The organism is Microbacterium sp. P26 (assembly GCF_023712585.1).
In the GTDB taxonomy this organism is placed as follows: domain Bacteria; phylum Actinomycetota; class Actinomycetes; order Actinomycetales; family Microbacteriaceae; genus Microbacterium; species Microbacterium algihabitans_A.
Window position 1 is genome coordinate 256,328 of record NZ_JAMAXZ010000004.1, and the last position, 22,078, is coordinate 278,405.

The window sequence follows — 22,078 nt, forward strand, 5'->3', positions numbered from 1 at the left end:
AGTTGCCGAATGCGGCGCCTCGCGCGTGAGGGGTCACTCTCTGTCGCCTCGAGCGCGGCCAGGCGACAGTTTGTGACCCCTCACGCGCGAGAGCGGACGGGCCGAACCCGCACCGCGCGTGAAGGGTCACTCCCTGTCGCCTGGAGCGCGGCTGGGCGACAGTTTCCGACCCTCACGCGCGAGAGCGGACGGACCGAACCCGCACCGCGCGTGAGGGGTCACTCTCTGTCGCCTCGAGCGCGGCCAGGCGACAGTTTCTGACCCCTCACGCGCGAGAGCGGACGGGCCGAACCCGCACCGCGCGTGAGGGGTCACTCTCTGTCGCCTCGAGCGCGGCCAGGCGACAGTTTGTGACCCCTCACGCGCGAACGCGCGAGCGCGCGGGCACGCGACCCGCGTCAGTACCGCCGCAACAGCGCCGCGAGGGCCTGGCCGCCGCCGATGCACATCGTCACGACCGCGTATTCGAGGTCGCGGCGCTGCAGGTCGAGGGCCGCGCGCACGGTGAGGATCGCGCCGGTCGCGCCGACGGGGTGGCCGAGGGCGATCGCGCCGCCGTAGGGATTCACCTTCTCGGGGTCGAGACCGCCGTCGCGGATCACCGCGACCGCCTGAGCAGCGAACGCCTCGTTCAGCTCGATCACGTCGACGTCGGCGGGGGTGAGCCCCGTCTGCTCCCACAGGCGCTGCAGCGCGATGACCGGGGCGTAGCCCATGATCTCGGGGTCGACACCCGCGGTGGTCACGGCCTCGAGGGTCGCAAGGCCGGTCAGCCCGCGCTCGCGCGCGTCGTCCTCACGCATCAGCACGGTCGCTGCAGCACCGTCGTTGATGCCCGAGGAGTTGCCGGCGGTGACCGACCCGTCCTTCTCGAACGCGGGCCTCAAACCAGCCAGGGCCTCCCTGGTCGTCCCCGGCCTCGGGTGCTCGTCGACCGAAACCTCGACGGGCTTCCGGCCGCCGGTGGTCACGGGCACGATCTCTTCCGCGAAGGCCGCGCGCGCGGCATCCGTCGCCGCCCGGCGCTGGCTCTCGACGGCGAAGGCGTCCTGCTCCTCGCGCGAGACGGAGTACCGGGATGCCACGACCTCGGCCGTCGTTCCCATGTGCCGGCCACTGAAGGGGTCGGTGAGGATCGCGAGCGTCCCGTCGAGCAGGGTCCGGTCGCCGAGGCGTGAGTTGCCGCGCGCGCCGTACTCGAGGAAGGGCGTGCGCGACATGCTCTCGTCGCCCCCGGCCACGGCCACGTCGATGCCGCCCCAACGCAGCTCTTGAGCCGCCGACCAGATGGCTTGCAGGCCCGAGCCGCAGAGGCGGTTCACGGTGAAGGCGGGCACGCGCGTGGGCAGTCCTGCGGCGAGCGCGACGCGGCGCGCGTTGTAGGCGTCGGGGCCGTTCTGGGCGATGCAACCCATGACGACCTCGTCGACGTCGTCTTTCGCGACTCCGGCGCGACGCAGGGCCTCCGAAACCGCGACCGCACCAAGTTCGTACGCGTCGACGCCCGACAGGGCACCGCCGAACGACCCGATGGGCGTGCGCGCTCCCGAGACGAGAACGATCTTTGGCGCCGACATCAGCCCGCGGCTTCTTCGGGGCGTTCCTGGGCCTCGAGGTCGTCGGCATCCGGAACGTAACCCTCGATGTGCCGCTCGTCGGCGCCGACGTACTCCGACAGCGGGCGGATCAGCGCGTTCGAGGCCTGCTGCTCGCGGACGTGCGCGGTCCAGCCCGTCACGCGCGCCGCGACGAAGAGCGGCGTGAAAGTCAGGGTGTCGAAGCCCATCAGGTCGTACGCGGGGCCCGAGGGGTAATCGAGGTTGGGGTAGATGCCCTTGCGCTCGACGAACTGCGACTCGAGGGCGTCGTACAGGGCGGCGACGTCGGGGCGGTCGTAGTGCGCGACCAGGGTGTCGAGGGCGGCCTTCATCGTGGGCACGCGCGAGTCGCCGCGCTTGTAGACGCGGTGGCCGAAGCCCATGATCTTGCGCTTCTCGGCGAGGGCGGTGTCGAGCCACGACCCGACGTTCTCGGCCGAGCCGATCTCGGTGAACACGTGCAGCACGGCCTCGTTCGCGCCGCCGTGCAGGGGGCCTTTGAGGGCGCCGATCGCGCCGACGACGGCGGAGTACAGGTCGCTGAGGGTCGACGCGATCACGCGCGCGGTGAAGGTCGAGGCGTTGAAGGAGTGCTCGGCGTACAGGATCATCGAGCGGTTGAACGCGTCGACGACGACCTCGTCCGGAACACCAGCGGATGCCGAGGACCCTGAGCCCACGCCCGAGGACCCCGAGCCTGTCGAAGGGTCGGGTACCGACGCGCCCCCGGTGGCTTCGACAGGCTCAGCCACCTGCGACCGTCCGCAGATCGCCTCACCGAACGTCATCCAGAGGAAGTTCGCCGCGTAGTCCAGGTCGTCGCGCGGTTCGATGAGCTCTTCACCGCGGCGGCGGCGCTGGCCGTATGCGACCACGGCGGGCAGCTGCGCCCACAGGTGGATGCTGCGCTCGAGGTTCTCTTCGGGGGTGCCCACGGCATCCATCACGTTCGAGATCCCGGCCGTCTCGCGCGCACCGATGACGCTGACGGCGGTGCGCACCTCGTCCATCGGGTGGGCGCTGATCGGCAGCAGGTCGATCGCGGCGCGGACGTCGTCGCTCAACGCCCGGTGCTCACGCTCGGTGCGGCGGAGGTCGGCGAGCTGCGCGGCATCCGGAAGCTCTCCGTTCCACAGCAGATACGCCACCGCCTCGAACGACTGCGTCGCCGCGAGCTCCTGCACGGGGTAGCCGCGGTACAGCAGGCTGTTGGTCTCGGGGTTCACCTTGCTGACGGCGGTCTCGTCGACCGTGACCCCGGCGAGGCCCTTCTTGATGTCGGTCATCGTCTCTCCCTTGAGTCGTGTGCGGTGTTCGTGTGGGGCTCTAGCGGACCATGTCCCGATTTCGGCTGTCTGAGCCCCGTCCAGACGACCACTTCTGGGACATGGTCCGCGCATTTCGGGACATGGTCACCTCGCCGGCCCGCACCGCCTCAGCGCTCGACGGTGAAGTCGAACACGTCGGCGTCGAAGCGGGTGTACCCCTCGTAGTCGATCAGGTCGTAGAGGTCGGCGCGGTGCTGCATCTGCCCGAGCTGGTCGCGAAGGTGCCCCTCGGATGCCAGGGCGTCGAGGCCCCGTCCGGCTTCGCCCATCGCGAGGCGCAGCAGCGAGACGGGCCAGATGACCAGGTTCACGCCGGCGTCGCGCAGCTGCTGCGTCGAGAACAGCTCGCTCTTACCGAACTCCGTCATGTTCGCGAGGATCGGCACCTCGAGCGCCGAGCGCATCGCCTCGAACTCGCCGAGGTCGCGCATCGCCTCGGGGAAGATCGCGTCGGCGCCGGCGTCGACCAGGGCCTTCGCGCGGTCGATCGCGGCATCGAGGCCCTCGACGGCGCGCACGTCGGTGCGGGCCATGATGAGGAAGTCGGGGTCGCGCCGGGCGTCGACGGCCGCGCGGATGCGCTTGATCGCCGTGTCGGCATCCACCACGCTCTTGCCGTCGAGATGACCGCAGCGCTTCGGGTTGACCTGGTCTTCGATGTGGGTGCCCGCAAGCCCTGCGTCTTCGAGCGTCTGGATCGTGCGTGCGACGTTCATCGGCTCGCCGAACCCGGTGTCGGCGTCGATGATCGCCGGCAGCTCCGTCATGCGCGCGATCTGCTGTCCGCGACCGGCGACCTCGGTGAGCGTCGTGAGTCCGATGTCGGGCAGGCCCAGGTCGGCCGAGATGACGGCGCCCGAGATGTAGACGCCCTCGAAGCCCTTGCGCTCGATGAGCCGAGCCGACAGCGGGTTGAAGGCTCCCGGCATCCGCACCAGTTCTCCGGATGCCAGTTTCTCGCGCAGCGCGCGACGCTTCTGCTGCGCGGTGGTCTGGGCGTAGAGCATCAGCGACCTCGCTTCATCGAGTGGATCTCGCGCACCGGCGGCTCGGGCTTCTCGGGGGCGCATCCGCCGCCGCGCATCAGAACAGCCCCTTCGGCGCGGGCGCCAGAGCCAGCACGCCGGGCTTGGCGACGATCGAGAGCTGCATGACCTCGGCCGGGGTCAGTTCGGGCAGGCGCTGCACGAGCTCGAGGAAGCGCTCGATCTCGTCGGGCTGCAGCACGGGCTCGGCGAGCAGGCGGAACTTGCGCACGTAGTCCTCACGAGCGAACGGCCGCGCGCCGAGCGGGTGAGCGTCGGCGACGGCGATCTCGTCTTCGACGGTCGAGCCGTCGGTCAGCGTGATGACGACGCGGCCGCCGAAGGCCTTCTCGTTCGGGTCTTCGGAGTGGTAGCGGCGCGTCCACTCGGCGTCTTCGGCCGTGGTGACCTTGTGCCACAGCTCGACGGTGTCGGCACGGCCCGCGCGCTCGGGGGTGTACGAGTCGACGTGGTGCCACGCGCCGTCCTGCAGGGCCACGGCGAAGATGTACGGGATCGAGTGGTCGAGCGTCTCGCGCGACGCGGTCGGGTCGTACTTCTGCGGGTCGTTCGCCCCCGAACCGATCACGTAGTGCGTGTGGTGGCTGGTGTGCAGCACGACGGATTCCACGTTGGCGGGGTCGCGCAGCTCCGGGCGCTCCGTGCCGAGGCGGCGGGCGAGATCGATCCAGGCCTGCGCCTGGTACTCGGCGGAGTGCTCCTTCGTGTACGAGTCGAGGATGCCGCGCTTGCTCTCGCCCTCGCCGGGCAGGGGCACGTCGTACGAGGCGTCGGGGCCGTCGAGCATCCAGGCGATCACGCCGTCTTCGCCTTCGTAGATCGGCGAGGGGCTCGTCTCGCCACGCATCGCCCGGTCGACGGCCTCGATCGCCATCTTCCCGGCGAAGGCGGGGGCGTGCGCCTTCCATGTCGAGATCTCGCCCTTGCGCGACTGTCGCGTGGCGGTGGTGACGTGGAGGGCCTGGCCGATGGCCTGGTAGATCGTCTCCTGGTCGAGATCGAGCAGGGTGCCGATGCCGGCCGCGGCCGCGGGACCGAGGTGGGCGACGTGGTCGATCTTGTGCTTGTGCAGCGAGATGGCGCGCACGAGGTCGATCTGGATCTCGTAGGCGGTGGCGAGCGCCCGCACGAGGGCGGCGCCGTCGCGACCGGTGTGCTGGGCGACGGCCAGCACGGGCGGGATGTTGTCGCCGGGGTGCGAGTAGTCCGCGGCGAGGAAGGTGTCGTGGTAGTCGAGCTCGCGCACGGCCACGCCGTTGGCCCAGGCCGCCCACTCGGGGCTCGAGTGCCGTTCGAGGGCGCATCCGAAGACCGTCGAGCCCGCTCCGCCGATCGACACGGCGTGGTCGAGCGCCTGCTGGCGCGCGGCGCTCACGGGCTGACGCGTGAGAGAGGCCGCGGCGACCGCGGCGTTGTCGATGAGACGGTTGACGATCATCTCGGTCACGTCGTCGTCGATGGCGACGGGGTCGACGGCGACGCGGGCTAGGGCCCAGGCGAGCTGACCCTCGCGGGCGAGGTTCTCGTCGCTGCGGTGCACGCGCACGTGGTGGGTGATCGTCATGAGTGCTCCTCCGTGAGGGCTTCGAGGATGGTCGACACGGCGTTGTGCAGGTGCACGTGCGTGGCGTGGGCGGCCAGGTCGGGCTCGCCGGCGGCGATCGCTCGCGCGATCAGTTCATGCTCGCCCGCCGAGGCGGTGAGACGTTGGGGGTTGTCGCGGGCCATGCGGCGCACGCGCACGAGGTGGGTGCGGACGCTGCGCAGCGCGCCCGAGAGGTAGGCGTTGTCGACGGCGTTGTCGATGGCCGCGTCGAAGCGCGCGATGAGGGAGTAGTACGAGTCGGCGTCGACGGTGTCGACGTCGGCGAACTCGCGCGCGAGCGCGGCGAAGACGCGACGTTCGGCGCGCGCCGCGGCCAGGCGGGCCGCCTCGGTCTCGAGGGCGCGGCGCAACTCGAAGAGCGCGCGGATGTCGTCGACGTCGATGCCGGCGACCACCGTCACGCGCGGCGAAGTCTGCACGACGAGACCGTCGGATGCCAAGCGGCGCAGGGCCTCGCGCAGCGGCGTGCGGCTGACGCCCAGGCGGGTCGCCTGCTCCACCTCGCCGAGCACCATTCCGGGGCTGAGGGTGCCCGATTGGATCTCGTCGAGGAGGGTCGCGTACGCGCGCTCGCCTGCTCTCATCGTGACCTCCGTCGTGTATACATTACGCGCCGTTCCATCGGCCCGCCACCCACAGAAGGGGTGATTGCGTATACAGAAGCACCCCTTGAAGGGGGACTTCACCCGGCGTATCGTCCGCGTCATGAGTACCGCGATCCGCACCGCGGGCCTGCGAAAGCGCTACGGCCGCACGGTGGCTCTGGACGACCTCGACCTCGAGGTCGCCTCCGGCGAGATCCACGGCTTCCTCGGCCCCAACGGGGCGGGCAAGTCGACGACGATCCGCATCCTCCTCGGCCTCTCGCGCGCCGACGACGGCACCGCCGAGGTGCTCGGGGCCGACCCCTGGCATGACGCCGCGACCCTGCACGCGCGCCTGGCCTCCGTGCCCGGCGACGTGACGCTGTGGCCGAACCTCTCGGGCGGCGAGACGATCGACCTCCTCGCACGGCTGCGGGGATTCGGCCGGTCGTCCGCCTACCGCCGCGAACGCGACCGCCTGCTGCACGCCTTCGCCCTCGACCCCCGCACGAAGGGCCGCGCCTACTCGAAGGGCAACCGCCAGAAGGTCGCGCTCGTCGCCGCCTTCGCGTGCCCGGCCGATCTGCTGCTGCTCGACGAGCCCACGAGCGGACTCGACCCGCTGATGGAGGTCGTCTTCCAGCGCGAACTCCGCCGCGTGCACGAGCACGGCACCACCGTGCTGCTGTCGAGCCACATCCTGTCCGAGGTCGAGCAGCTGTGCGATCGCGTGAGCCTCGTGCGGGCGGGGCGCGTCGCCGAGACCGGAACGCTCGACGATCTGCGCCAGCTCACCCGCACACAGGTGTCGTTCGTCGACACCGGGGCGGTCCTGCCGCCGCTGCCCGGCGCGCACGACGTCGAGCGCGCGCACGGACGCGTGCGCTTCACCGTCGACAGCGACGACGTGGCATCCGTGCTCCCCGCCCTCGGCGCTGCCCGTGTCACGGGCCTGCGGGTCGAGCCGCCGTCGCTCGAAGAGCTCTTCCTGCGCCGCTACGGCGAGCGGGTCGAGGGAGGCGAGGGCGAATGAACGGGCTCGGTCCGCTGCTGCGGGCCCGCTTTCGGCGCGATGTCGTGCAGCTGACGCTCTGGACCCTCGGCACGCTGGCTCTCGCGGCCGCCGCCGTGGCGGGGGTGCGGGGGCAGTTCCCCACGGTCGAGGATCGCCGGGGCCTGCTCGCCGCCGCGATCGCGAACCCCGTCATCCTGCTCTTCCGAGGCCTCCCCTCGGGCAGCGACGAAGCGGCGTTCGCGACCTTCCTCATCGCGCCGTTCCTCATGCTGCTGGCCGCGCTCATGAGCACGTTCCTCGCCGTCCGCCACACCCGCGGCGACGAGGAGGCGGGACGCGCCGAGCTCGTCGCGGCCACCCCGGCCGGGCGCTCCGCCGCCTTCGTCGCGACGGTGATGCACGGCATCCTGGCCGACGTCGTTCTCGGGGCGCTCGTCGCCCTCGCCTTCGTCGGCTTCGGGTACGCCGCTCTCGGCAGCATCATGCTGGGCGCCTCGGTCACCGCGACCGGCCTCGTCTTCCTCGCCGTGGCGCTGGTCGCGGCGCAGGTGGCCCGCACCTCGCGCGCCGCGAACTCGATCGGGGTGTGGGCGGTGCTGATCGGGCTGCTCGTGTGCGGTCTCGGCAACGCCCTGGGCACGCCGAGCACCGACCTGCAGCGGATGCAGAGCGCTCCGCTCGCGTGGATCTCGCCCTACGGCTGGGCCGAGAACGTGCGGGCGTTCGACGCCGACGACGCCCGGCCGCTACTGCTCTCGCTCGCACTCACGGTGGTCTGCGCTCTCGTCGCGTTCGCGCTGCACCGCTCGCGCGACCTGGGGGCTTCTCTCCTGCCCGCGCCGCGCGGCGCCGCGGCGGCGGGACGCCTTCTCTCCGGCCCCCTCGGTCTGGCGTGGCGCGAGGGCCGCGGTGCCGTCATCGGCTGGACGGTGGGCGGCCTCGTCGTCGGGCTCCTCGCCACGCGTCTGTCGTCGGTCATCGCGCAGATCGGCGACACGATCCCCTCGGTCCAGGCCGTGCTGCAGGCCCTCGCCGCGCAGGGCTCGCTCGCCCAGGGCGCGGTGGAGGTGTTCTTCACCCTCGCCGGGATCCTCGCCGCCTGTGCGGGCGTGCAGATGATCGCGCGCCTGCGTCAAGACGAGGCGGCCGGCCTCGCCGAACCCCTCCTGGCCGCCGCCGTGAGTCGCTCGCGCTGGCTCGGTGCGGGGCTCGCCCTCAGCGCCGCGGCGATCATCGGCGTGCTCGGTGCGGCCGTCCTGGGCGCGGCCGCGGGCCTGGCCACGACCGCCGGTGCCGACACCTCGCTGCTGCGCGACGCCGCCGTGAGCGCTGCCGGCCAAGCACTCGCGGCAGCGGCGATCGCCGTGATCGCGGCCCTCGCGTTCGTCTTCGTGCCGCGTCTCGCGGTGCTCATCGGGTGGGCGGTCGTCGGCATCGCCGCGATCGTCGGGCTCTTCGGCCCACTCCTCGGGTTGCCGGATGCCGTGGTGCGGGCCTCCCCCCTGGCATCCGTCCCCGTGGTCAGCGGCGACACGGTCGATCCGCGCGGCGCCGTCGCCTGGGCGCTCGTCGTGATCGTCGCGGGCGGAGCGGCGGTGCTCGGCATCCGTCGCCGCGAGGTCGTCGCCGACCGGTGACGCGCCCGACCCTGGTGCGCGTGGGCCCCGCGCTGCCACACTGTGCGCATGCTCGTCACGACAATGAACGATGTCCCCGGCCGTCAGATCGTCGAAGTCTACGGAGAGGTCACCGGCCTCACCGTTCGCGCCCGCAACATCGGCGTGCAGTTCGGCGCCGGCCTCAAGTCGATCTTCGGCGGTGAGTTGCAGGGGCTGACCCAGCAGCTGCAGGAGAGCCGCGACGAGGCCAAGCAGCGTCTCGTCGAAGCGGCTCAGGCCGTCGGCGCCGACGCGGTGATCGCCATGCGCTTCGACACGAGCGAGGTGGCGCAGAACTTCCAGGAGGTCGTCGCCTACGGGACCGCGGTCAAACTGGGCTGAGCCCCTCCCGCGGCAGCGCCGCGATCAGACGCGGCCCCACGACTCCAGGGTGGTGGGGACGGATGCCAGGGTCGCCAGGGCTCCGTCACGGTCGGCGCGGGCGAGGGTGAGGCCCGCGACGACGAGAGAGGCGCAGACCGCGGCCAGGGCGTCCACGGCATCCGGGGTCAGATCGGGGCGACGATCGGCCACGGCGGCGCGGATGGCTCCGCGCATCTCGGCCGCGTAGGACGAGATCGTGGTGCGCACCTCGGCGTCGTCGGTGGCGAGCGACGACGACCCGGCGTTCAGCAGCAGGCAGCCGAGACGGGCGCGGGGGGTGTCGTGCTCGATGCCCTCGCGCATCTCGGCGATGTACGCCTCGAGCGCGCCGGGGTCTCCCCCGCCCAGGGGGCGCAGGCGCATGCGCACGACATCGTCGAGGTAGGCCGCGAGCACCGCGTCGAAGAGTCCGCGCTTGCTGCCGAAGGCGTTGTAGATGCTCGACCGGGTGAGCCCGGTCGCCTGCTCGAGCTCCGCGATACCGGTCTCGGCGTAGCCGCGGCGCCAGAACACGTCGCGCGCGGCGTCGACGACGGCGGAGCGCTCGAAGCTCGGCATCCGTCCCATGTTCTCTCCCCCATCAAGGTGGCTGAGCCTGTCGAAGCCACCGGACCCTTCGACGGGCTCAGGGTCCTCACGGTTTCGTTCTCGCTCTTCCGGGTCTATATTAGACCAGTCGTTACAGAATAACCACAGGAGGCATTCCATGCGCGCAGTCATCCACCACGAGTTCGGCGAGCCCGCCGACGTCCTCGGCGTCGAAGAGGTCGAGACCCCGACCCCCGGCCCCGGCGAGGTGCGCCTGCGCGTGCTGCTGTCGCCCATCCACAACCACGACCTGTGGACCATCCGCGGCACCTACGGCTTCAAGCCCGAGCTGCCCGCCCGCGCCGGCACCGAAGCCGTCGGCGTCATCGAAGAGCTCGGCGAGGGCGTCGAGAACCTGGCCGTCGGCCAGCGCGTCGCCACCGGCGGCACCTTCGGCGTGTGGGCCGAGCAGGTCGTCGCGAACGCCGCGGGCCTCATCCCCGTCGCCGAGGGCCTGTCCGACGAGGTCGCGTCGCAGCTCGTCTCGATGCCCTTCAGCGCCATCAGCCTGCTGCACTCGCTCGACCTGAAGGCCGGCGACTGGATCGTGCAGAACACCGCCAACGGCGCCGTCGGCCGCATGGTCGCGCAGATCGCCACGGCGCGCGGCGTCAACGTCATCGGTCTCGTGCGCCGCGAGAGCGCTGTCGCCGAGCTCGCCGAGCAGGGCATCGACAACGTCGTGTCGACCGACGCCGACGACTGGCGCGACACGGCCCTCGCCCTCGCCGACGGTGCGCGCATCGTCGCGGGCGTCGACTCGGTCGGCGGACCCGCCGCCGGTCAGGTGCTGTCGCTCCTGAGCGAGAACGGCACGCTCGTGATCTTCGGGTCGATGGGCGCCGGCACGCTCGAGCTGGGCGCCGGCGACATCATCTTCCGCCAGGCCACCGTGAAGGGCTTCTGGGGCAGCGTCGTCAGCAAGACGATGGATGCCGAGACCCGCGGCGCCCTGTTCGGCGAGCTGTCGCGCTACCTCGCCGACGGCACGCTGACCCTGCCGGTCGCGGCGACCTTCAGCCTCGAAGACGCCCGCGAGGCCGCCCGTGCGAGCGACTCGCCCCGCGTCGGCAAGGTGCTGCTGCGCCCGTGACGTCTCGGGCTCGCGGCGCCGCCTCCTCGCGGCACCGCGGGCCGGTATCCGCTTCGCTCCGCGTGCACAATTCCTGAGATCCGCACGCGAACGGCCCCGGCGCCCCCGCCATTCCGCGGGTGGGCGCCGGGGCCGTCGACGTTTCTCCGGAGTTCTGCACGCGACCTGCCGTAGCCCCCGCCGCAGGCCCGGACCAGGGCGCGCGGGCGACTGCGCTTTACGACCCGGGCAGCTCCGCCAGCGCGGCTTCGAGCGCGTCGATCGCGGGGCGTTGACCCTTCACGAGTGCTTCGCGCGCGGCATCCGGAGCCATCCACTCGGCGCGGTCGACCTCGGGGAACGAGGCCGTGCGTCCCGACCGAGGCGGCCAGGCCATCTCGAACTCCCCGAAGGTGAAATCGTCTCCGGATGCCGTGAACCCGGCGCCGTCGCCCACGAAGACGACCACCTTCTTGCCGCTCGAGGACGCGAAGGTGCCGAGCTCGGCCCACTCGACCTCGGGCGGCTCGACGCCGAGCTCCTCGCGGAACTCGCGGCGCGCGGCATCCAGAGCCCGCTCGGATTCGGGGTCGAACTCGCCCTTCGGGATCGACCAGGCGCCGGCGTCCTTCTTGGCCCAGAACGGGCCGCCCATGTGCGCGATGAACACCTGCGGCGTCGGCGTCAGCCGATACAGCAGCAGCCCCGCGCTCCACACGACCATCAGGCGACGGTGGCCGGCACCCGGTTCGCCTCGTCGGCGATGATGTCGGCGCGCTTGCGGAACGTGCGGGCCGAGACACGGTCGAGGGCAATCTGTCCGCGCATCTTCTCGGCCTTCTCGTACAGAGAGGGTCCGCCGAATCCGGTGAGCACCTTCACGAGCACCGGTAGCAGCTCGATCATGAAGAACAGTGCGGCGATCAGGTAGTGCGCCCAGCGGAGCACCGGCTCGCGGTCCGACAGGCGCTCGAGAGCGGTGATCTGGCTCAGCAGACCGACGGCGCCGGCGTTTCCGTCGGCGATCGACGACGCGCGCTGGTTGTATGCGGCGAGCGCGGATTCGTACTGCGCGCGAGCCGCGGGCAGCTGGTCTTCGGCCTGCTGCTTGTTGGCATCGGCCGACGAAGCCGCGGCCTCGGCACCGGCGGAGTTCGCCGTGGCGAGGGTCGCCTGCGCCTGCGAGAGCTGCGTCGACAGCGCGTCGTACGCCGACTGCGCCTGCTGCAGTTGGGCCTGGGCGGCGTCGGAGCTCGCACCGTTGCCCGCGACGCCCGTGCAGCCGGGAACGGTGCCGGCGCCCTGGCCGGTCAGCTCGCACTGGTACACCGCGCGGGCCTGATCGATCACGGTCTGCTGGGCGGCGAGCTGCTGGGTGAGCTGGTCGACGCTCTGCTGCGCGGCGGCCGATTCTGCCGAGGTCGACGAGGTCCCGGTGACGATGCCGGTCGCGGCCTGGTTCTCGAGGGCCGACACCTGCGCGCTGGCGGCGTCGAGCGCCTGCTTCTCGGGGCCGCTGGTCACGGCGTCCTGGTCGCCCAGTGCCTGGGTGATGTTGGTCGCGTTGACCTCGCGCGCGATGTCGTTCTGGAACACCTGCAACACGAGCGGCTCCGCCACCACGATGCCGATGAGCGCGGCCATGATCACGCGGGGCATGGCGAGGCCCAACAGCCGGAAGATGTTCTTCGTCGAGCGCATCGTCGAGGTGAGGAAGCGGTCGAGGTTGAAGATGATGAGGCCCCAGATGAGGGCTAGGGGGATCGCGAGCAGGATGCTGACGCGCACCCCGGTCAGCAGCGCGAACATCATCGACAGGGCCGACACCAGCGCGGTTCCGGCGAGCACGAGGAACATCTGCACGAAACGCGGCACCTCTTCGGGCACCTCGTCGAGCACGTCGTTGTCGGCACCGCCGAGCACGGCCATGCGACGGATGAGCGACAGGCGCGGCCGCCGCGGGTCGTGCCGACGCAGGCGCGGCTGGCGCGGCTCGGAAGACACGGGGGCGGATGCCACGGGCTCGGGCTCGGGCTCCGGGTCGGGGATCACCGCGGTCTCGTCGTCGGCGCGGGCACGCTCGGCGCGGTCGATCACCACGGTGTCGTGGTCGTCGGCAGGGGCGACGTCGCGGGGGGTCTCGGCCGGCTCGGCGTCGCGTGCGTCGTACACGAACGGGTCGACGGGCTCGTCGTCTGCGGGCGGCGCGCCCCACGGCTCGGACGTGTGATCCTGGGCCTCGACGGGGCGGTGGGCCGCGTTCTGCGCGGCGAGGATGTCGTCGAGATACTGCTCGCGTTCCTCGTCCGTCGTGAACTCGATGCGGCCATCGGAGCCGAAGCGGCCCGGCCGGTGAGCGGAAAAGGACATTCGCACAGGGTACGACGCCCACCCTGCTCTCTCCTGAGCGCGGCCTGAGGCGCAGCCGAGCGCCCTTTTTCACCCTGCACCCCGGCGGAGCGGGGCCGCAGGCCCGCCCCACCGGTCACGCGCCGCTCAGGCCACGCGCTGCTTCGGCGACACCTCGTAGGTGTTCTCGGGGTCGGAGAACACCGCGTCGCCGAGGGCCGCGTCGATCGCGGCGAGGGTGTCGGCGTCGAGGGTCACACCCGAGGCCTTCACGGTGTCGGCGAGCTGCTCGGGCCGCGACGCCCCGACGAGGGCTGCGGCGATGTTGGGGTTCTGCAGTACCCACGCGATCGCGAGCTGCGGCATCGTGAGCCCGGCCTCGTCGGCGATCGGCTTGAGGCGCTGCACGGCCTCGAGAGTGTCATCGGCGAGGAACCGCTTGATGAACGTGGCCCCGCTCTTCTCGTCGGTCGCGCGCGAACCCTCGGGCACGGGCTGACCGGGCAGGTACTTGCCGCTCAGCACACCCTGGGCCATCGGCGACCAGACGATCTGCGAGATGCCGAGCTCTTCACTCGTGGGCACGACCTTGCCCTCGATCACGCGCCACAGCATGGAGTACTGCGGCTGGTTCGAGATGAGCTGGATGCCGAGCTGCTTCGCGAGCGCGTGTCCGTCGCGCAGCTGTTCGGCCGTCCACTCCGAGACGCCGATGTAGAGCGCCTTGCCCTGGCGCACGATGTCGGCGAACGCCTGGAACGTCTCTTCGAGCGGGGTCTCGTAGTCGAAACGGTGCGCCTGGTAGAGGTCGACGTAGTCGGTTCCGAGACGCTTGAGCGACCCGTTGATGGAGTCCATGATGTGCTTGCGGCTGAGGCCGGTGTCGTTCGGCCCCTTCGGACCGGTCGGGAAGTAGACCTTCGTGAAGATCTCGAGCGACTCGCGCCGCTGCCCCTCAAGAGCCTTGCCGAGGACGGTCTCCGCGGCCGTGTTGGCGTAGGTGTCGGCCGTGTCGAACGTCGTGATGCCCGCGTCGAGAGCGGCGTGCACCGTGGCGATCGCCGCGTCGTCACCGACCTGCGAGCCGTGGGTCACCCAGTTGCCGAGGGTGATCTCCGAGATCTTGAATCCACTGTTGCCGAGATAGCGATAAGCGACCATTCCTCCACGCTAGACCCGGCCACCGACACCGGGGCCGCGGCATCCGGATGTCAGCGTGAGGGGTCGAATGGTGTCGCCGCGAAGCGTCGGAAGCGACCGATTCCGACCTCTCACGAGGGCGACCGCAGAATGCCGAGCTCCATCGCCCGCGTGACGGCGCGCGTGCGATCCGCGACATCGAGTTTCGCGAAGGCCTTGAGCAGATGGGTCTTGACCGTCGCCTCGCCGAGGTGGAGACGAACGCCGATGTCGCGGTTGCTCAGCCCCTCCGCGACGTACGACAGCACCTCGACCTCCCGTGGTGTCAGCGTCGGCGCGTCGGGCGCCCGCCCCGCCTGCGCCACCAGAACCCGTGCGACGCTCGGCGCGAGAGCGACCTCGCCGGCGGCGACCGCGCGGATACCCGCGAGCAGCTCCGCTTCGGGAGCGGCCTTCAAGAGGTACCCGCTCGCACCGGCGGCGATCGCGCGCATGATGACGTCGTCGCTCTCGTAGGTCGTCAACACGATGACACGCGTCGCGGGCGTGCTCTCGCGCAGCATCGCGGTCGCCTCGTCGCCGTCGCGGCGCGGCATCCGCATGTCCATCAGCACCACATCGGGACGTTCCTTCTCGACGAGGGCCACGACCTCCACCCCGTCGGATGCCGCTCCGACGACGTCGATGCCGTCGGCGGCATCCAACATACCGACGAGCCCGGCGCGCACGATCGGGTGGTCGTCCGCGACGACGACGCGGATCACGAGCGCCCCGCCGTCGCCGGAATTCCGGCTCGCACTGTCGCTGCCCCGGGGGTGCCGTCGACCTCGAGCGACCCGCCGAGAGCGCCCAGGCGCGCACGCAGCCCCTCGATGCCGAAGCCGTGTCCGCGTGCGGCGGTGTCGAAACCGACGCCGTCGTCGCGCACCGTGAGCTCCACGACGCCGTGCCGCTCGGAGAGAGTGACCTCGACGCGACGGGCACCCGAGTGCCGTCTCGCGTTCGACAGGCCCTCCTGCGCACACCGGAGGAGCGCCACCTCCGCCTCACGATCGAGCGGCGGCACGGCCGAGGTCACGAGCTCGACGTCGAGACCCGTCTCGCGGACGGCCCGCGCGACCACCGTGCGCAACGCTTCGGTCAGTCCGCCGACGCCGACCGAGGCGGGTGCTCCCCCGGCGACCAGTTCCCGGGTCTCGGCGAGCGCTGCCCGGGCGGCCTCCTCGACGAGCTCGAGGGTCGACGGCGACAGAGCTCCCTCGACCAACTCGCGCCGGGCGCGCTGCGCGAGCATGACCGTCCCGGCAAGGCTCTGGGCGATCGTGTCGTGCATCTCGGCGGCCAGGCGCTCGCGCTCGGCCATCGCGCCGGCGTCGTGATGGAGAGAGGCGAGTTCGCTCTGCGCTGCCGTCAACTCGGCGACGAGAACGTCGCGTTCGGAGCCGTACCGCGAGATGCCGCTGATCCAGAGCCCCAGCACGAGGGCGGAAGCGAACGACGCGCCCTGCACGAAGGCCATGACCGCCCACGACGCTCCGCCTGTCCACGGCAGCAGCGCGGCGAAGATCGACGCGGCGGAGACGAAGGACGCCCCCACCGCGATGCGGGTCGACGCGGCCAGGGTCCACAGCAGCGGGTAGACCCAGAACTGCAGCATCGCGAGCCATGGCACGAGCAAGGTCGATAGGGCGACCGCGATCACCGTGACCACCATGGTGACCACGTCGAGCGCACCCATCGTCCCCGCCTCGCGCCGCAGCAGACGGGGCAGCACGAGCAGGATGAAACCGGTGTAGATCCCGAGCAGTATCAGCGCCGCGCCGGCCGAGGCCCACGGAAGGCCGGCGACGACCGCCGAGGTGACGGCGATACCCGCCCCCAGGATTCCCGCCGCGAGGAATGCGACGATCCACCCTCGCGTCGTGGGGAGTCCGGCATCCGACCCCTCCGAGGCGGCGATCGGGGCGACAGTGAGCTGCGACATCATGCGTCCTTTCGAATCCACCGGAACGTCAGCCGCACCAGGGCCAGACCGAGCACCAGCCACAGCCCCGTCACGAGAAGGATCAGCGGGTGGTCCCACGAGCCCGACGGCTCGCCCGCCGCGAAGCCCTCGGGCAGGAACACCGAGCGGAAGCCCTGCGCGAGCCACTTCAGCGGGAAGACGCTCGCGACGTTCTGCAGCCACTCGGGGAGGGCGGCGAAGTTGATGTAGACGCCCGAGATGAACTGCAGCAGCAGCACGATCGGAATGACGACGCCCGTGGCGCTGCGGCCGGTGCGGGGCAGCGCCGAGAGGCCGATGCCGAGGATCGCGCACGTGGTGACGCCCAGGAGGAACACCCACACGAAGGTCAGCCAGCGCTCCGGGTCGGTCGGCAGCGGCACGCCGAAGAACACCGCGGCGACCACGATCAGCAGCGCCGACTGCAGCAGGCCGGTCACCAGCACCTGCCCGAGCTTGCCGATGAAGTACGACACGGGGCTGAGCGGGGTTCCACCGAGGCGTTTGAGGGTGCCGTCGCTGCGCTCCATCGCGATGTCGATCGACATGTTCTGCAGGCCCGACAGCAGCACGCCCGCGGCGAGCATCGCGGGGAGGTAGAACTGCGCGGCATCCACCTCGTCTCCGGGCGGGCCGAAGGTCTGCGCGTCGAAGGCGACGGCGAAGATCAGCAGGATCATCACGGGGAACAGGAAGGTGAAGAACAACGAGTCGCCCTGGCGGAAGTACGAGCGCACCTCGAAGGCGATGCGCGCGGCACCCAGGCGCAGCACGCGGCTCATGCGAGGCCTCCCGCCGCGGTCGTGCGGCGCGCTTCGTCGCCGAGGAACGAGAGGTAGACGTCTTCGAGGCTCGGGCGCACGACCTCGAGCCGCTCGGGTTCGCCGAGGCGGGCGTAGAGCTGGGCGACCAGCGCCCCGGGATCCTGCGTACGCTGCTCGCGGGTCTCACCGCCCTCGCGCCACCGCACGCGGGGCACACGCGCGTCGGGTCCCCCGAGTTCGTCGATACGACCGACGGATGCCATCTGCCCGCCCACGATGATCGCTGCGCGTTCCGCGAGCTCGGCTGCCTCGTCGAGGTAGTGGGTGGTCAGCAGGATCGTGGTGCCCTCGCGCTGCAGGTCGCGGATGAGATCCCAGAACTGGCGCCTGACCTCGGGGTCGAAGCCGGTCGTGGGCTCGTCGAGGAACAGCAGCTCGGGCCGGCCGACGATGCCGAGGGCGACATCGACGCGACGCCGCTGCCCTCCCGAGAGCTTACGCACCGAGACTTTGGCCTTCTCGGTCAGCCCGACCGACGCGATGACCTCGTCGACGTCGCGCGGCCGCGGGTAGAACGAGGCGAAGTGCGCCAGCAGCTCGCGCACGTTCGCGGTAGGCGCCTCACCGGTGTTCTGCAGCACGATGCCGAGCCGCGCCTTCCAGTCGAGGCCACCGCGGTGCGGGTCGACGCCGAGCACGCGCACGTCTCCGCTCGTGCGGTCGCGGTAGCCCTCGAGGATCTCGATGACCGTGCTCTTGCCCGCGCCGTTCGGCCCGAGCAGCGCGAACGTCTCACCCCGGCGGATGTCGAACGACACCCCGCGCAGCGCTTCGAGACCGCCCTTGTAGGTCTTGCGGAGGTTCTCGACCTCGACGACGTTCTCGCTCATGCCCTTAGTCTGACGGGGCAGGACCGCCACGGGAACGACGAGCCGGTGGAGTCGGCATCCACCGATCGGTGGACGCGGGAAAGCGACTCAGCGTTGCTGCTCCCCCAGCCGCGTCAGCACCTGACGGGCGGCATCCGACATCTCCGACTCGACCCCGAGGGCGCCGAGGTACTCGACCACCGACTCCATCTCGTGCGACCGGCGGACCGCGTGCTTGCGGCTGCCGGTCTCGTACCGGTCCATCTTCGCCTCGGCGTCGCCCGACAACTGCGCTGCGATCTGCGCCCGGACCCACGGCTCGCACCCGGCGGCACGCCCGGCCTCGAGCGCCTCGATGACGACGGCGGCGAGGCTCTTCATGAGCACACTTCGCAGGAGCTTTCGCGACGTGGCGTCGCCCGCGGGTCCGTCGATGACCTCGACGTCGGCGCCGAAACGGCGGAGCACCTCGGCGACGTCTTCGCGCGCGGTGCCACTGACGATCGTTTCGGTGCCCGCGCCCTTCGTCGGCACCGGCCCGAGGATCGCGACGTCGGCGAAGCGGGCGCCCGTGCGCTCGACGAGCTCGGCGACATCGACCATCACGCCGGGCGAGGCCGTGGTGAAGTCGGCGTAGACACCGCCCGCGCGCAGGTGCTGCGCGGCGTCAGCGGCGATGCGCTCGCTGAGGGAGGCACCCGTCAGCACGATGACGAGGTCGGATGCCGCGACGAGGGCGGCCAGGGAGTCGGAGCGCTGCACGCCTTCGGGGGTGGCGGTGGGGGCTGGGTCGAAGCCGTGCACCTCGTAGCCCGCCTCGACCGCTCCGCGGGCGTAGAGCGAGCCCGCCTCGCCCAGTCCGATGATTCCGATCACGCGCATGTCGTTCCTCTCGAGAAGCGCGAGAGGATTCCCGCGCTAGCGGCCGACGGCGGCTGCCGCTCGTCGGAGTTCTGGTGCCCAGTCGGGCAGGTGGGTGGGGTCGGTCGCTTCGACCGGACCCGATGCGGAGAGCGAGGCGATGACCTCTCCGGTCGAAGAGAACACCGGCACGCTGACGGAGGCGACGGCGGTGTCGCGCTCCGCGACCGAGACATGGAATCCGTTGCGGCGGATCGCCGCCAGATCGGCGTCGAGTCCTTCCGTCGACACGGTGAGCCCACCCGCGGTCTGCGTTTCGCCGAGGGCTTCGAGGATCCGCGCGATCTCGTCGGCCGTGAGGTGCGCGAGGATCGGCTTGCCCGCACCGAGGTGGAGAGCCAGCCGTCGTCCGAGCGGGAGTTGGTACCGCAGGGGGTGCTCGCCGTCGACGCGCACGGCGAGGATGCGTTCGTCGCCGCTGCGCACGTACAGCGACGTCGTGAGACGGGTGGTGTCGGCGAGCTGCTGCAGGTGCGGCCGCGCGCGGTTGCTGAGCGGGTCGGTCGAGATGTAGCCGTGGGCCATGCCGAGCGTGGCGACACCGAGACGGTAGTCTCCGCCGACGCTGGAGACGAGATCGCGTCGCTGCAGAACCCCGAGCAGGCGGAGAACCGTGGCGGTGGACAGCCCCGTCCCGCGCCCCAGATCGACGAGCCGCAGGGGCCGGTCCGCGCGCTCGAGCAGCTCGAGCAGGTCGAGGGCGCGCTCGACGCTGCGTACCGTGGGCTGACCTGACGTGTCCTCACGAGCCGAACTCATCCACCTAGTGTGTCGGATCGGTCAGGATGCCAGGATCCGCTGCCGCATCTCGGTCTCGTCCGCGTTCTTGCGACGGGCGCGCTCGAGTACGGCCTCGGCCTGGGCGGCGGGCACCACGGCCACACCGTCGGAATCACCGACGATCACATCGCCCTCGCTCACGACGACGCCGCCGAGGGCGATCGGCGTCCCGATGCGGAAGGGGCCGTTCTTGTACGGACCCGCGGGGCTCTTGGCGCGGGCGAAGACGGGGAAGCCCATCTCCTCCAGGTCGTCGACGTCGCGCACGGCGCCGTCGACGACGAAGCCGGCGCAGCCGACCTTGCGCAGGCGCTCCGCGATGAGTTCGCCGATGAGCGCACGATCCGTGACCCCGTGGCCGTTGACCACGAGGATGGCCCCCGCGGGAACCTGGGCGATCGCCTGGTGGATGCCGGCGTTGTCGCCGCCCGCCACCTCGACGGTGAAGGCGGGACCGGCGAGGGTGGCACCCCGCCAGACGGCTTGGATGCCGGCATCCACGACGCCGAGGCGCTCCATCGAGTCGCCGATGTTGGCGACAGGGAGAGCGGCGAGGCCGTCGATGACGTCGCCGGAGACGGGGGGAATGTTCATGAGTATCCGTTCTCTCGGGGCCGACGGTCAGTCGGCGGGCTTCCAGCCGTGGACGTAGGACAGCAGCAGGGTCCAGATGCCGAGGGCGCCACCGATGCCGAACGCCCAGGGGTTGAGCGCATCGGCGACACCGACGACGAACGAGCCGTTCGCCGTGACGAGGCCGACGACCTGGAGCAGCACCAGCACGGTTCCGACCAGGAGCATGGCGGCCAGCAGCACGACGAACACGGGGATCATGAGGGCGATCGCCCTGCGGCGGACGGGGCCGTGCGGGCTTTCGGCGGGGGTCTTCTCTTCAGACATGGTCTTCTCCGTTGAGGACGCGGGCTAGAACGACACCGGCAGCCAGCCGGGTCCGATGAGGGCGGCGATCGCGAGGATCGGGAGGACGTACCAGACGATCAGCGGCACGAAGGTCTTCACCGGGTTCACCTGTGCGATGCCTGTCGCGATGTAGATGGCCGACGCACCGGGAGGGGAAGCGCCCTCGGTGGACGCTGCGACCAGCACGACGCAGGCGGCGAGGATGGGATCGACTCCCGAGACCATGAGGACGCTGAAGCCGATGCCACCGATCGTGGCGATCGTGGCGGTCGAGCTGAGCGGACCCGCCACCAGCACGACCAGCACCGCGACGATGATCGACATGACCACCGGCGACGCGTTCAAGCCGTTGAGCACCGACGAGAGCTGCTCGGCGAGACCAAGCTCGGTGAGCACCGCTCCTCCGGCGAAGGCGAAGACCAGCGTCGCCCCGATGTCGCGGTAGCGCGGCGCCGTCTTGGCGAAGAAGTCGTACCAGGCACGACCGCCGCGGGGCAGTCCCTTCCGGCCGAGGATGAGGGCGAAGATCATCAGGAGCACGGGGATCCAGACGATGACGCTCACGGCATCCGTCGTCTCTTCGCCGAGAGCCGCGGTGAGGGCGTCACCGGTGGGTCCGAGCGTGACGGCCACAGGGATCACGATGCCGAGGAAGACGAGCAGCGAGGTCCAGCCCTGTCGGAAGGAGCGACCGAAGGGGAGGATGTCGGCGGCGGCGACCCGGTCGATCTTGTGGCGGCGTACGAAGACGAAGATCACGATGAGGCGCCACAGCACGCACCATCCGGCGGCGGCGAACATCGCCAGCAGCAGCTTGTCGATGGTGACGTAGGGGGCGACCGTGGCGGTGCCGATGAGGATGAAGAACGAGGCACTGGGCGGGATGACCGTGCCGTTGCCGGCGTTTCCGGCGATGACGGTGGCCGCGACGTGCGGGGGCCAGTTCGACCGCTTCATCCACGGGATAGCGACAGAGCCCATGGTGGCCGCGTTGGCCGAGCCGGAGTGAGCGACCGAGCCGAACAGGGCCGAGCCGACCGTGGCGACGTAACCCGCGCCTCCGCGCAGGCGTCCCAGCATCGAGTTCAAGATGTCGACCTGCCGGTCGATGACGCCCGTGGAGGCCAGCAGGAAGCCGATGAAGGTGAAGGCCAGGGCCGCGAACACGATCTCCTGCGTGAAGGCCGCTTCGAAGCCCACGGCGGCGAGCCGGAGGAAGTCCGCCCCGCCGAATGCGCAGACGGTCACGAAGCCGATGACCATCGCTTCGCCGATGCCGCGTTTGACGAAGACGCTCCACACGACGATCACGCCGATGTAGGCGATCAGCGCCCAGACTGCCAAGCCCATAGTGCTCTCCATTGAGGTGTTGGGTTCATCTAGTGAACTAAACGTTCACGTGTTGAACATAACCCGCTGGCGTCTCATCCGTCAACCGCGGGGAAACGAC

The 22,078-nt window shown here is 70.8% G+C and carries 22 protein-coding genes; 4 read left to right on the forward strand and 18 right to left on the reverse strand.

The genetic code is table 11. The annotated features are described in order from the left end of the window. Positions 1 to 398: 398 nt before the first annotated feature. The 5 genes from M3667_RS10380 to M3667_RS10400 all read right to left on the reverse strand — a co-directional run bounded on the left by M3667_RS10380 (position 399) and on the right by M3667_RS10400 (position 6,162). Positions 399 to 1,577, reverse strand: a complete 1,179-nt coding sequence (locus tag M3667_RS10380) for a thiolase family protein (protein WP_251507824.1) — start codon at positions 1,575 to 1,577, stop codon at positions 399 to 401. After that, complete coding sequence (locus M3667_RS10385; RefSeq protein WP_251507826.1) at positions 1,577 to 2,884, reverse strand: citrate/2-methylcitrate synthase; 1,308 nt, start codon at positions 2,882 to 2,884, stop codon at positions 1,577 to 1,579. Before M3667_RS10385 ends, M3667_RS10380 begins: the two co-directional genes overlap by 1 nt. A gap of 149 nt (positions 2,885 to 3,033) precedes the next feature. Then, on the reverse strand, positions 3,034 to 3,933 hold the full coding sequence (gene prpB / locus M3667_RS10390; protein ID WP_150955289.1) for a methylisocitrate lyase: 900 nt from the start codon (positions 3,931 to 3,933) through the stop codon (positions 3,034 to 3,036). A gap of 76 nt (positions 3,934 to 4,009) precedes the next feature. Further along, positions 4,010 to 5,536: an MmgE/PrpD family protein gene (locus M3667_RS10395; RefSeq protein WP_251507828.1), complete on the reverse strand. Its 1,527-nt coding sequence runs from the start codon at positions 5,534 to 5,536 to the stop codon at positions 4,010 to 4,012. Beyond that, entirely contained in the window at positions 5,533 to 6,162 is a 630-nt protein-coding gene (locus M3667_RS10400) for a GntR family transcriptional regulator (protein WP_251507830.1), read from the reverse strand. The genes M3667_RS10395 and M3667_RS10400 overlap by 4 nt, the downstream gene beginning before the upstream one ends. 121 nt (positions 6,163 to 6,283) lie before the next feature. Here M3667_RS10400 and M3667_RS10405 point away from each other — a divergent pair, with 121 nt between their 5' ends. From M3667_RS10405 to M3667_RS10415, 3 genes are read left to right on the forward strand one after another with little or no spacing between them, the layout of a single operon-like run. Next, entirely contained in the window at positions 6,284 to 7,195 is a 912-nt protein-coding gene (locus M3667_RS10405) for an ABC transporter ATP-binding protein (protein WP_251507832.1), read from the forward strand. Next, a complete protein-coding gene (locus tag M3667_RS10410) occupies positions 7,192 to 8,814 on the forward strand; it encodes a polyketide antibiotic transporter (RefSeq protein WP_251507833.1) in 1,623 nt (540 codons plus the stop codon). Before M3667_RS10405 ends, M3667_RS10410 begins: the two co-directional genes overlap by 4 nt. A gap of 48 nt (positions 8,815 to 8,862) precedes the next feature. Further along, a complete protein-coding gene (locus M3667_RS10415; protein ID WP_056224521.1) occupies positions 8,863 to 9,177 on the forward strand; it encodes a YbjQ family protein in 315 nt (104 codons plus the stop codon). A gap of 24 nt (positions 9,178 to 9,201) precedes the next feature. On the opposite strand, the gene M3667_RS10420 is transcribed toward M3667_RS10415, so the two are convergent. Further along, positions 9,202 to 9,777 (reverse strand): TetR/AcrR family transcriptional regulator, encoded by a 576-nt coding sequence (locus M3667_RS10420; RefSeq protein WP_251507836.1) that lies wholly within the window; start codon positions 9,775 to 9,777, stop codon positions 9,202 to 9,204. A 148-nt stretch (positions 9,778 to 9,925) separates the two neighbouring features. On the opposite strand from M3667_RS10420, the gene M3667_RS10425 reads away from it, so the two are divergent. After that, on the forward strand, positions 9,926 to 10,900 hold the full coding sequence (locus M3667_RS10425; RefSeq protein WP_251507838.1) for a zinc-binding dehydrogenase: 975 nt from the start codon (positions 9,926 to 9,928) through the stop codon (positions 10,898 to 10,900). A 217-nt stretch (positions 10,901 to 11,117) separates the two neighbouring features. Here the strand turns inward: M3667_RS10425 and M3667_RS10430 are convergent, their stop codons facing one another. The 12 genes from M3667_RS10430 to M3667_RS10485 form a co-directional block, all read right to left on the reverse strand. Next, the gene (locus M3667_RS10430) at positions 11,118 to 11,603 is read right to left on the reverse strand and encodes an NUDIX domain-containing protein (protein WP_251507840.1); all 486 of its coding nucleotides are present in this window, start codon (positions 11,601 to 11,603) and stop codon (positions 11,118 to 11,120) included. Beyond that, positions 11,603 to 13,249: a DUF4407 domain-containing protein gene (locus M3667_RS10435; protein WP_251507842.1), complete on the reverse strand. Its 1,647-nt coding sequence runs from the start codon at positions 13,247 to 13,249 to the stop codon at positions 11,603 to 11,605. Before M3667_RS10435 ends, M3667_RS10430 begins: the two co-directional genes overlap by 1 nt. A 126-nt stretch (positions 13,250 to 13,375) precedes the next feature. After that, the gene (locus M3667_RS10440) at positions 13,376 to 14,389 is read right to left on the reverse strand and encodes an aldo/keto reductase family protein (RefSeq protein ID WP_251507844.1); all 1,014 of its coding nucleotides are present in this window, start codon (positions 14,387 to 14,389) and stop codon (positions 13,376 to 13,378) included. Positions 14,390 to 14,499: 110 nt separating this feature from the next. Continuing rightward, the gene (locus M3667_RS10445) at positions 14,500 to 15,132 is read right to left on the reverse strand and encodes a response regulator transcription factor (RefSeq protein ID WP_251507846.1); all 633 of its coding nucleotides are present in this window, start codon (positions 15,130 to 15,132) and stop codon (positions 14,500 to 14,502) included. Next, a complete protein-coding gene (locus tag M3667_RS17020) occupies positions 15,129 to 16,352 on the reverse strand; it encodes a histidine kinase (RefSeq protein WP_251507848.1) in 1,224 nt (407 codons plus the stop codon). Before M3667_RS17020 ends, M3667_RS10445 begins: the two co-directional genes overlap by 4 nt. Next, positions 16,352 to 17,155, reverse strand: coding sequence for an ABC transporter permease (locus M3667_RS10455; RefSeq protein WP_251507850.1), 804 nt, complete (start codon positions 17,153 to 17,155; stop codon positions 16,352 to 16,354). Before M3667_RS10455 ends, M3667_RS17020 begins: the two co-directional genes overlap by 1 nt. After that, the gene (locus M3667_RS10460) at positions 17,152 to 18,027 is read right to left on the reverse strand and encodes an ABC transporter ATP-binding protein (RefSeq protein WP_251507852.1); all 876 of its coding nucleotides are present in this window, start codon (positions 18,025 to 18,027) and stop codon (positions 17,152 to 17,154) included. Before M3667_RS10460 ends, M3667_RS10455 begins: the two co-directional genes overlap by 4 nt. An 87-nt stretch (positions 18,028 to 18,114) precedes the next feature. After that, positions 18,115 to 18,888: a DUF1932 domain-containing protein gene (locus M3667_RS10465; protein WP_251507854.1), complete on the reverse strand. Its 774-nt coding sequence runs from the start codon at positions 18,886 to 18,888 to the stop codon at positions 18,115 to 18,117. Positions 18,889 to 18,924: 36 nt separating this feature from the next. Next, positions 18,925 to 19,686: an IclR family transcriptional regulator gene (locus tag M3667_RS10470; RefSeq protein ID WP_251507856.1), complete on the reverse strand. Its 762-nt coding sequence runs from the start codon at positions 19,684 to 19,686 to the stop codon at positions 18,925 to 18,927. 21 nt (positions 19,687 to 19,707) lie between these two features. Next, positions 19,708 to 20,301: an RraA family protein gene (locus M3667_RS10475; protein WP_251507858.1), complete on the reverse strand. Its 594-nt coding sequence runs from the start codon at positions 20,299 to 20,301 to the stop codon at positions 19,708 to 19,710. A 27-nt stretch (positions 20,302 to 20,328) separates the two neighbouring features. Beyond that, complete coding sequence (locus M3667_RS10480) at positions 20,329 to 20,607, reverse strand: hypothetical protein (RefSeq protein WP_251507860.1); 279 nt, start codon at positions 20,605 to 20,607, stop codon at positions 20,329 to 20,331. 24 nt (positions 20,608 to 20,631) lie between these two features. Next, positions 20,632 to 21,978, reverse strand: coding sequence for a TRAP transporter large permease subunit (locus M3667_RS10485; RefSeq protein ID WP_251507861.1), 1,347 nt, complete (start codon positions 21,976 to 21,978; stop codon positions 20,632 to 20,634). Positions 21,979 to 22,078: the final 100 nt, after the last annotated feature.

Coding starts and splice junctions, on each gene's coding strand:
- M3667_RS10380 (WP_251507824.1), bottom strand. CDS start 1,577: ATGTCGGCGCCAAAGATCGTTCTCGTCTCGGGAGCGCGCACGCCCATC.
- M3667_RS10385 (WP_251507826.1), bottom strand. CDS start 2,884: ATGACCGACATCAAGAAGGGCCTCGCCGGGGTCACGGTCGACGAGACC.
- prpB (WP_150955289.1), bottom strand. CDS start 3,933: ATGCTCTACGCCCAGACCACCGCGCAGCAGAAGCGTCGCGCGCTGCGC.
- M3667_RS10395 (WP_251507828.1), bottom strand. CDS start 5,536: ATGACGATCACCCACCACGTGCGCGTGCACCGCAGCGACGAGAACCTC.
- M3667_RS10400 (WP_251507830.1), bottom strand. CDS start 6,162: ATGAGAGCAGGCGAGCGCGCGTACGCGACCCTCCTCGACGAGATCCAA.
- M3667_RS10405 (WP_251507832.1), top strand. CDS start 6,284: ATGAGTACCGCGATCCGCACCGCGGGCCTGCGAAAGCGCTACGGCCGC.
- M3667_RS10410 (WP_251507833.1), top strand. CDS start 7,192: ATGAACGGGCTCGGTCCGCTGCTGCGGGCCCGCTTTCGGCGCGATGTC.
- M3667_RS10415 (WP_056224521.1), top strand. CDS start 8,863: ATGCTCGTCACGACAATGAACGATGTCCCCGGCCGTCAGATCGTCGAA.
- M3667_RS10420 (WP_251507836.1), bottom strand. CDS start 9,777: ATGCCGAGCTTCGAGCGCTCCGCCGTCGTCGACGCCGCGCGCGACGTG.
- M3667_RS10425 (WP_251507838.1), top strand. CDS start 9,926: ATGCGCGCAGTCATCCACCACGAGTTCGGCGAGCCCGCCGACGTCCTC.
- M3667_RS10430 (WP_251507840.1), bottom strand. CDS start 11,603: ATGGTCGTGTGGAGCGCGGGGCTGCTGCTGTATCGGCTGACGCCGACG.
- M3667_RS10435 (WP_251507842.1), bottom strand. CDS start 13,249: ATGTCCTTTTCCGCTCACCGGCCGGGCCGCTTCGGCTCCGATGGCCGC.
- M3667_RS10440 (WP_251507844.1), bottom strand. CDS start 14,389: ATGGTCGCTTATCGCTATCTCGGCAACAGTGGATTCAAGATCTCGGAG.
- M3667_RS17020 (WP_251507848.1), bottom strand. CDS start 16,352: ATGTCGCAGCTCACTGTCGCCCCGATCGCCGCCTCGGAGGGGTCGGAT.
- M3667_RS10455 (WP_251507850.1), bottom strand. CDS start 17,155: ATGAGCCGCGTGCTGCGCCTGGGTGCCGCGCGCATCGCCTTCGAGGTG.
- M3667_RS10460 (WP_251507852.1), bottom strand. CDS start 18,027: ATGAGCGAGAACGTCGTCGAGGTCGAGAACCTCCGCAAGACCTACAAG.
- M3667_RS10465 (WP_251507854.1), bottom strand. CDS start 18,888: ATGCGCGTGATCGGAATCATCGGACTGGGCGAGGCGGGCTCGCTCTAC.
- M3667_RS10470 (WP_251507856.1), bottom strand. CDS start 19,686: ATGAGTTCGGCTCGTGAGGACACGTCAGGTCAGCCCACGGTACGCAGC.
- M3667_RS10475 (WP_251507858.1), bottom strand. CDS start 20,301: ATGAACATTCCCCCCGTCTCCGGCGACGTCATCGACGGCCTCGCCGCT.
- M3667_RS10480 (WP_251507860.1), bottom strand. CDS start 20,607: ATGTCTGAAGAGAAGACCCCCGCCGAAAGCCCGCACGGCCCCGTCCGC.
- M3667_RS10485 (WP_251507861.1), bottom strand. CDS start 21,978: ATGGGCTTGGCAGTCTGGGCGCTGATCGCCTACATCGGCGTGATCGTC.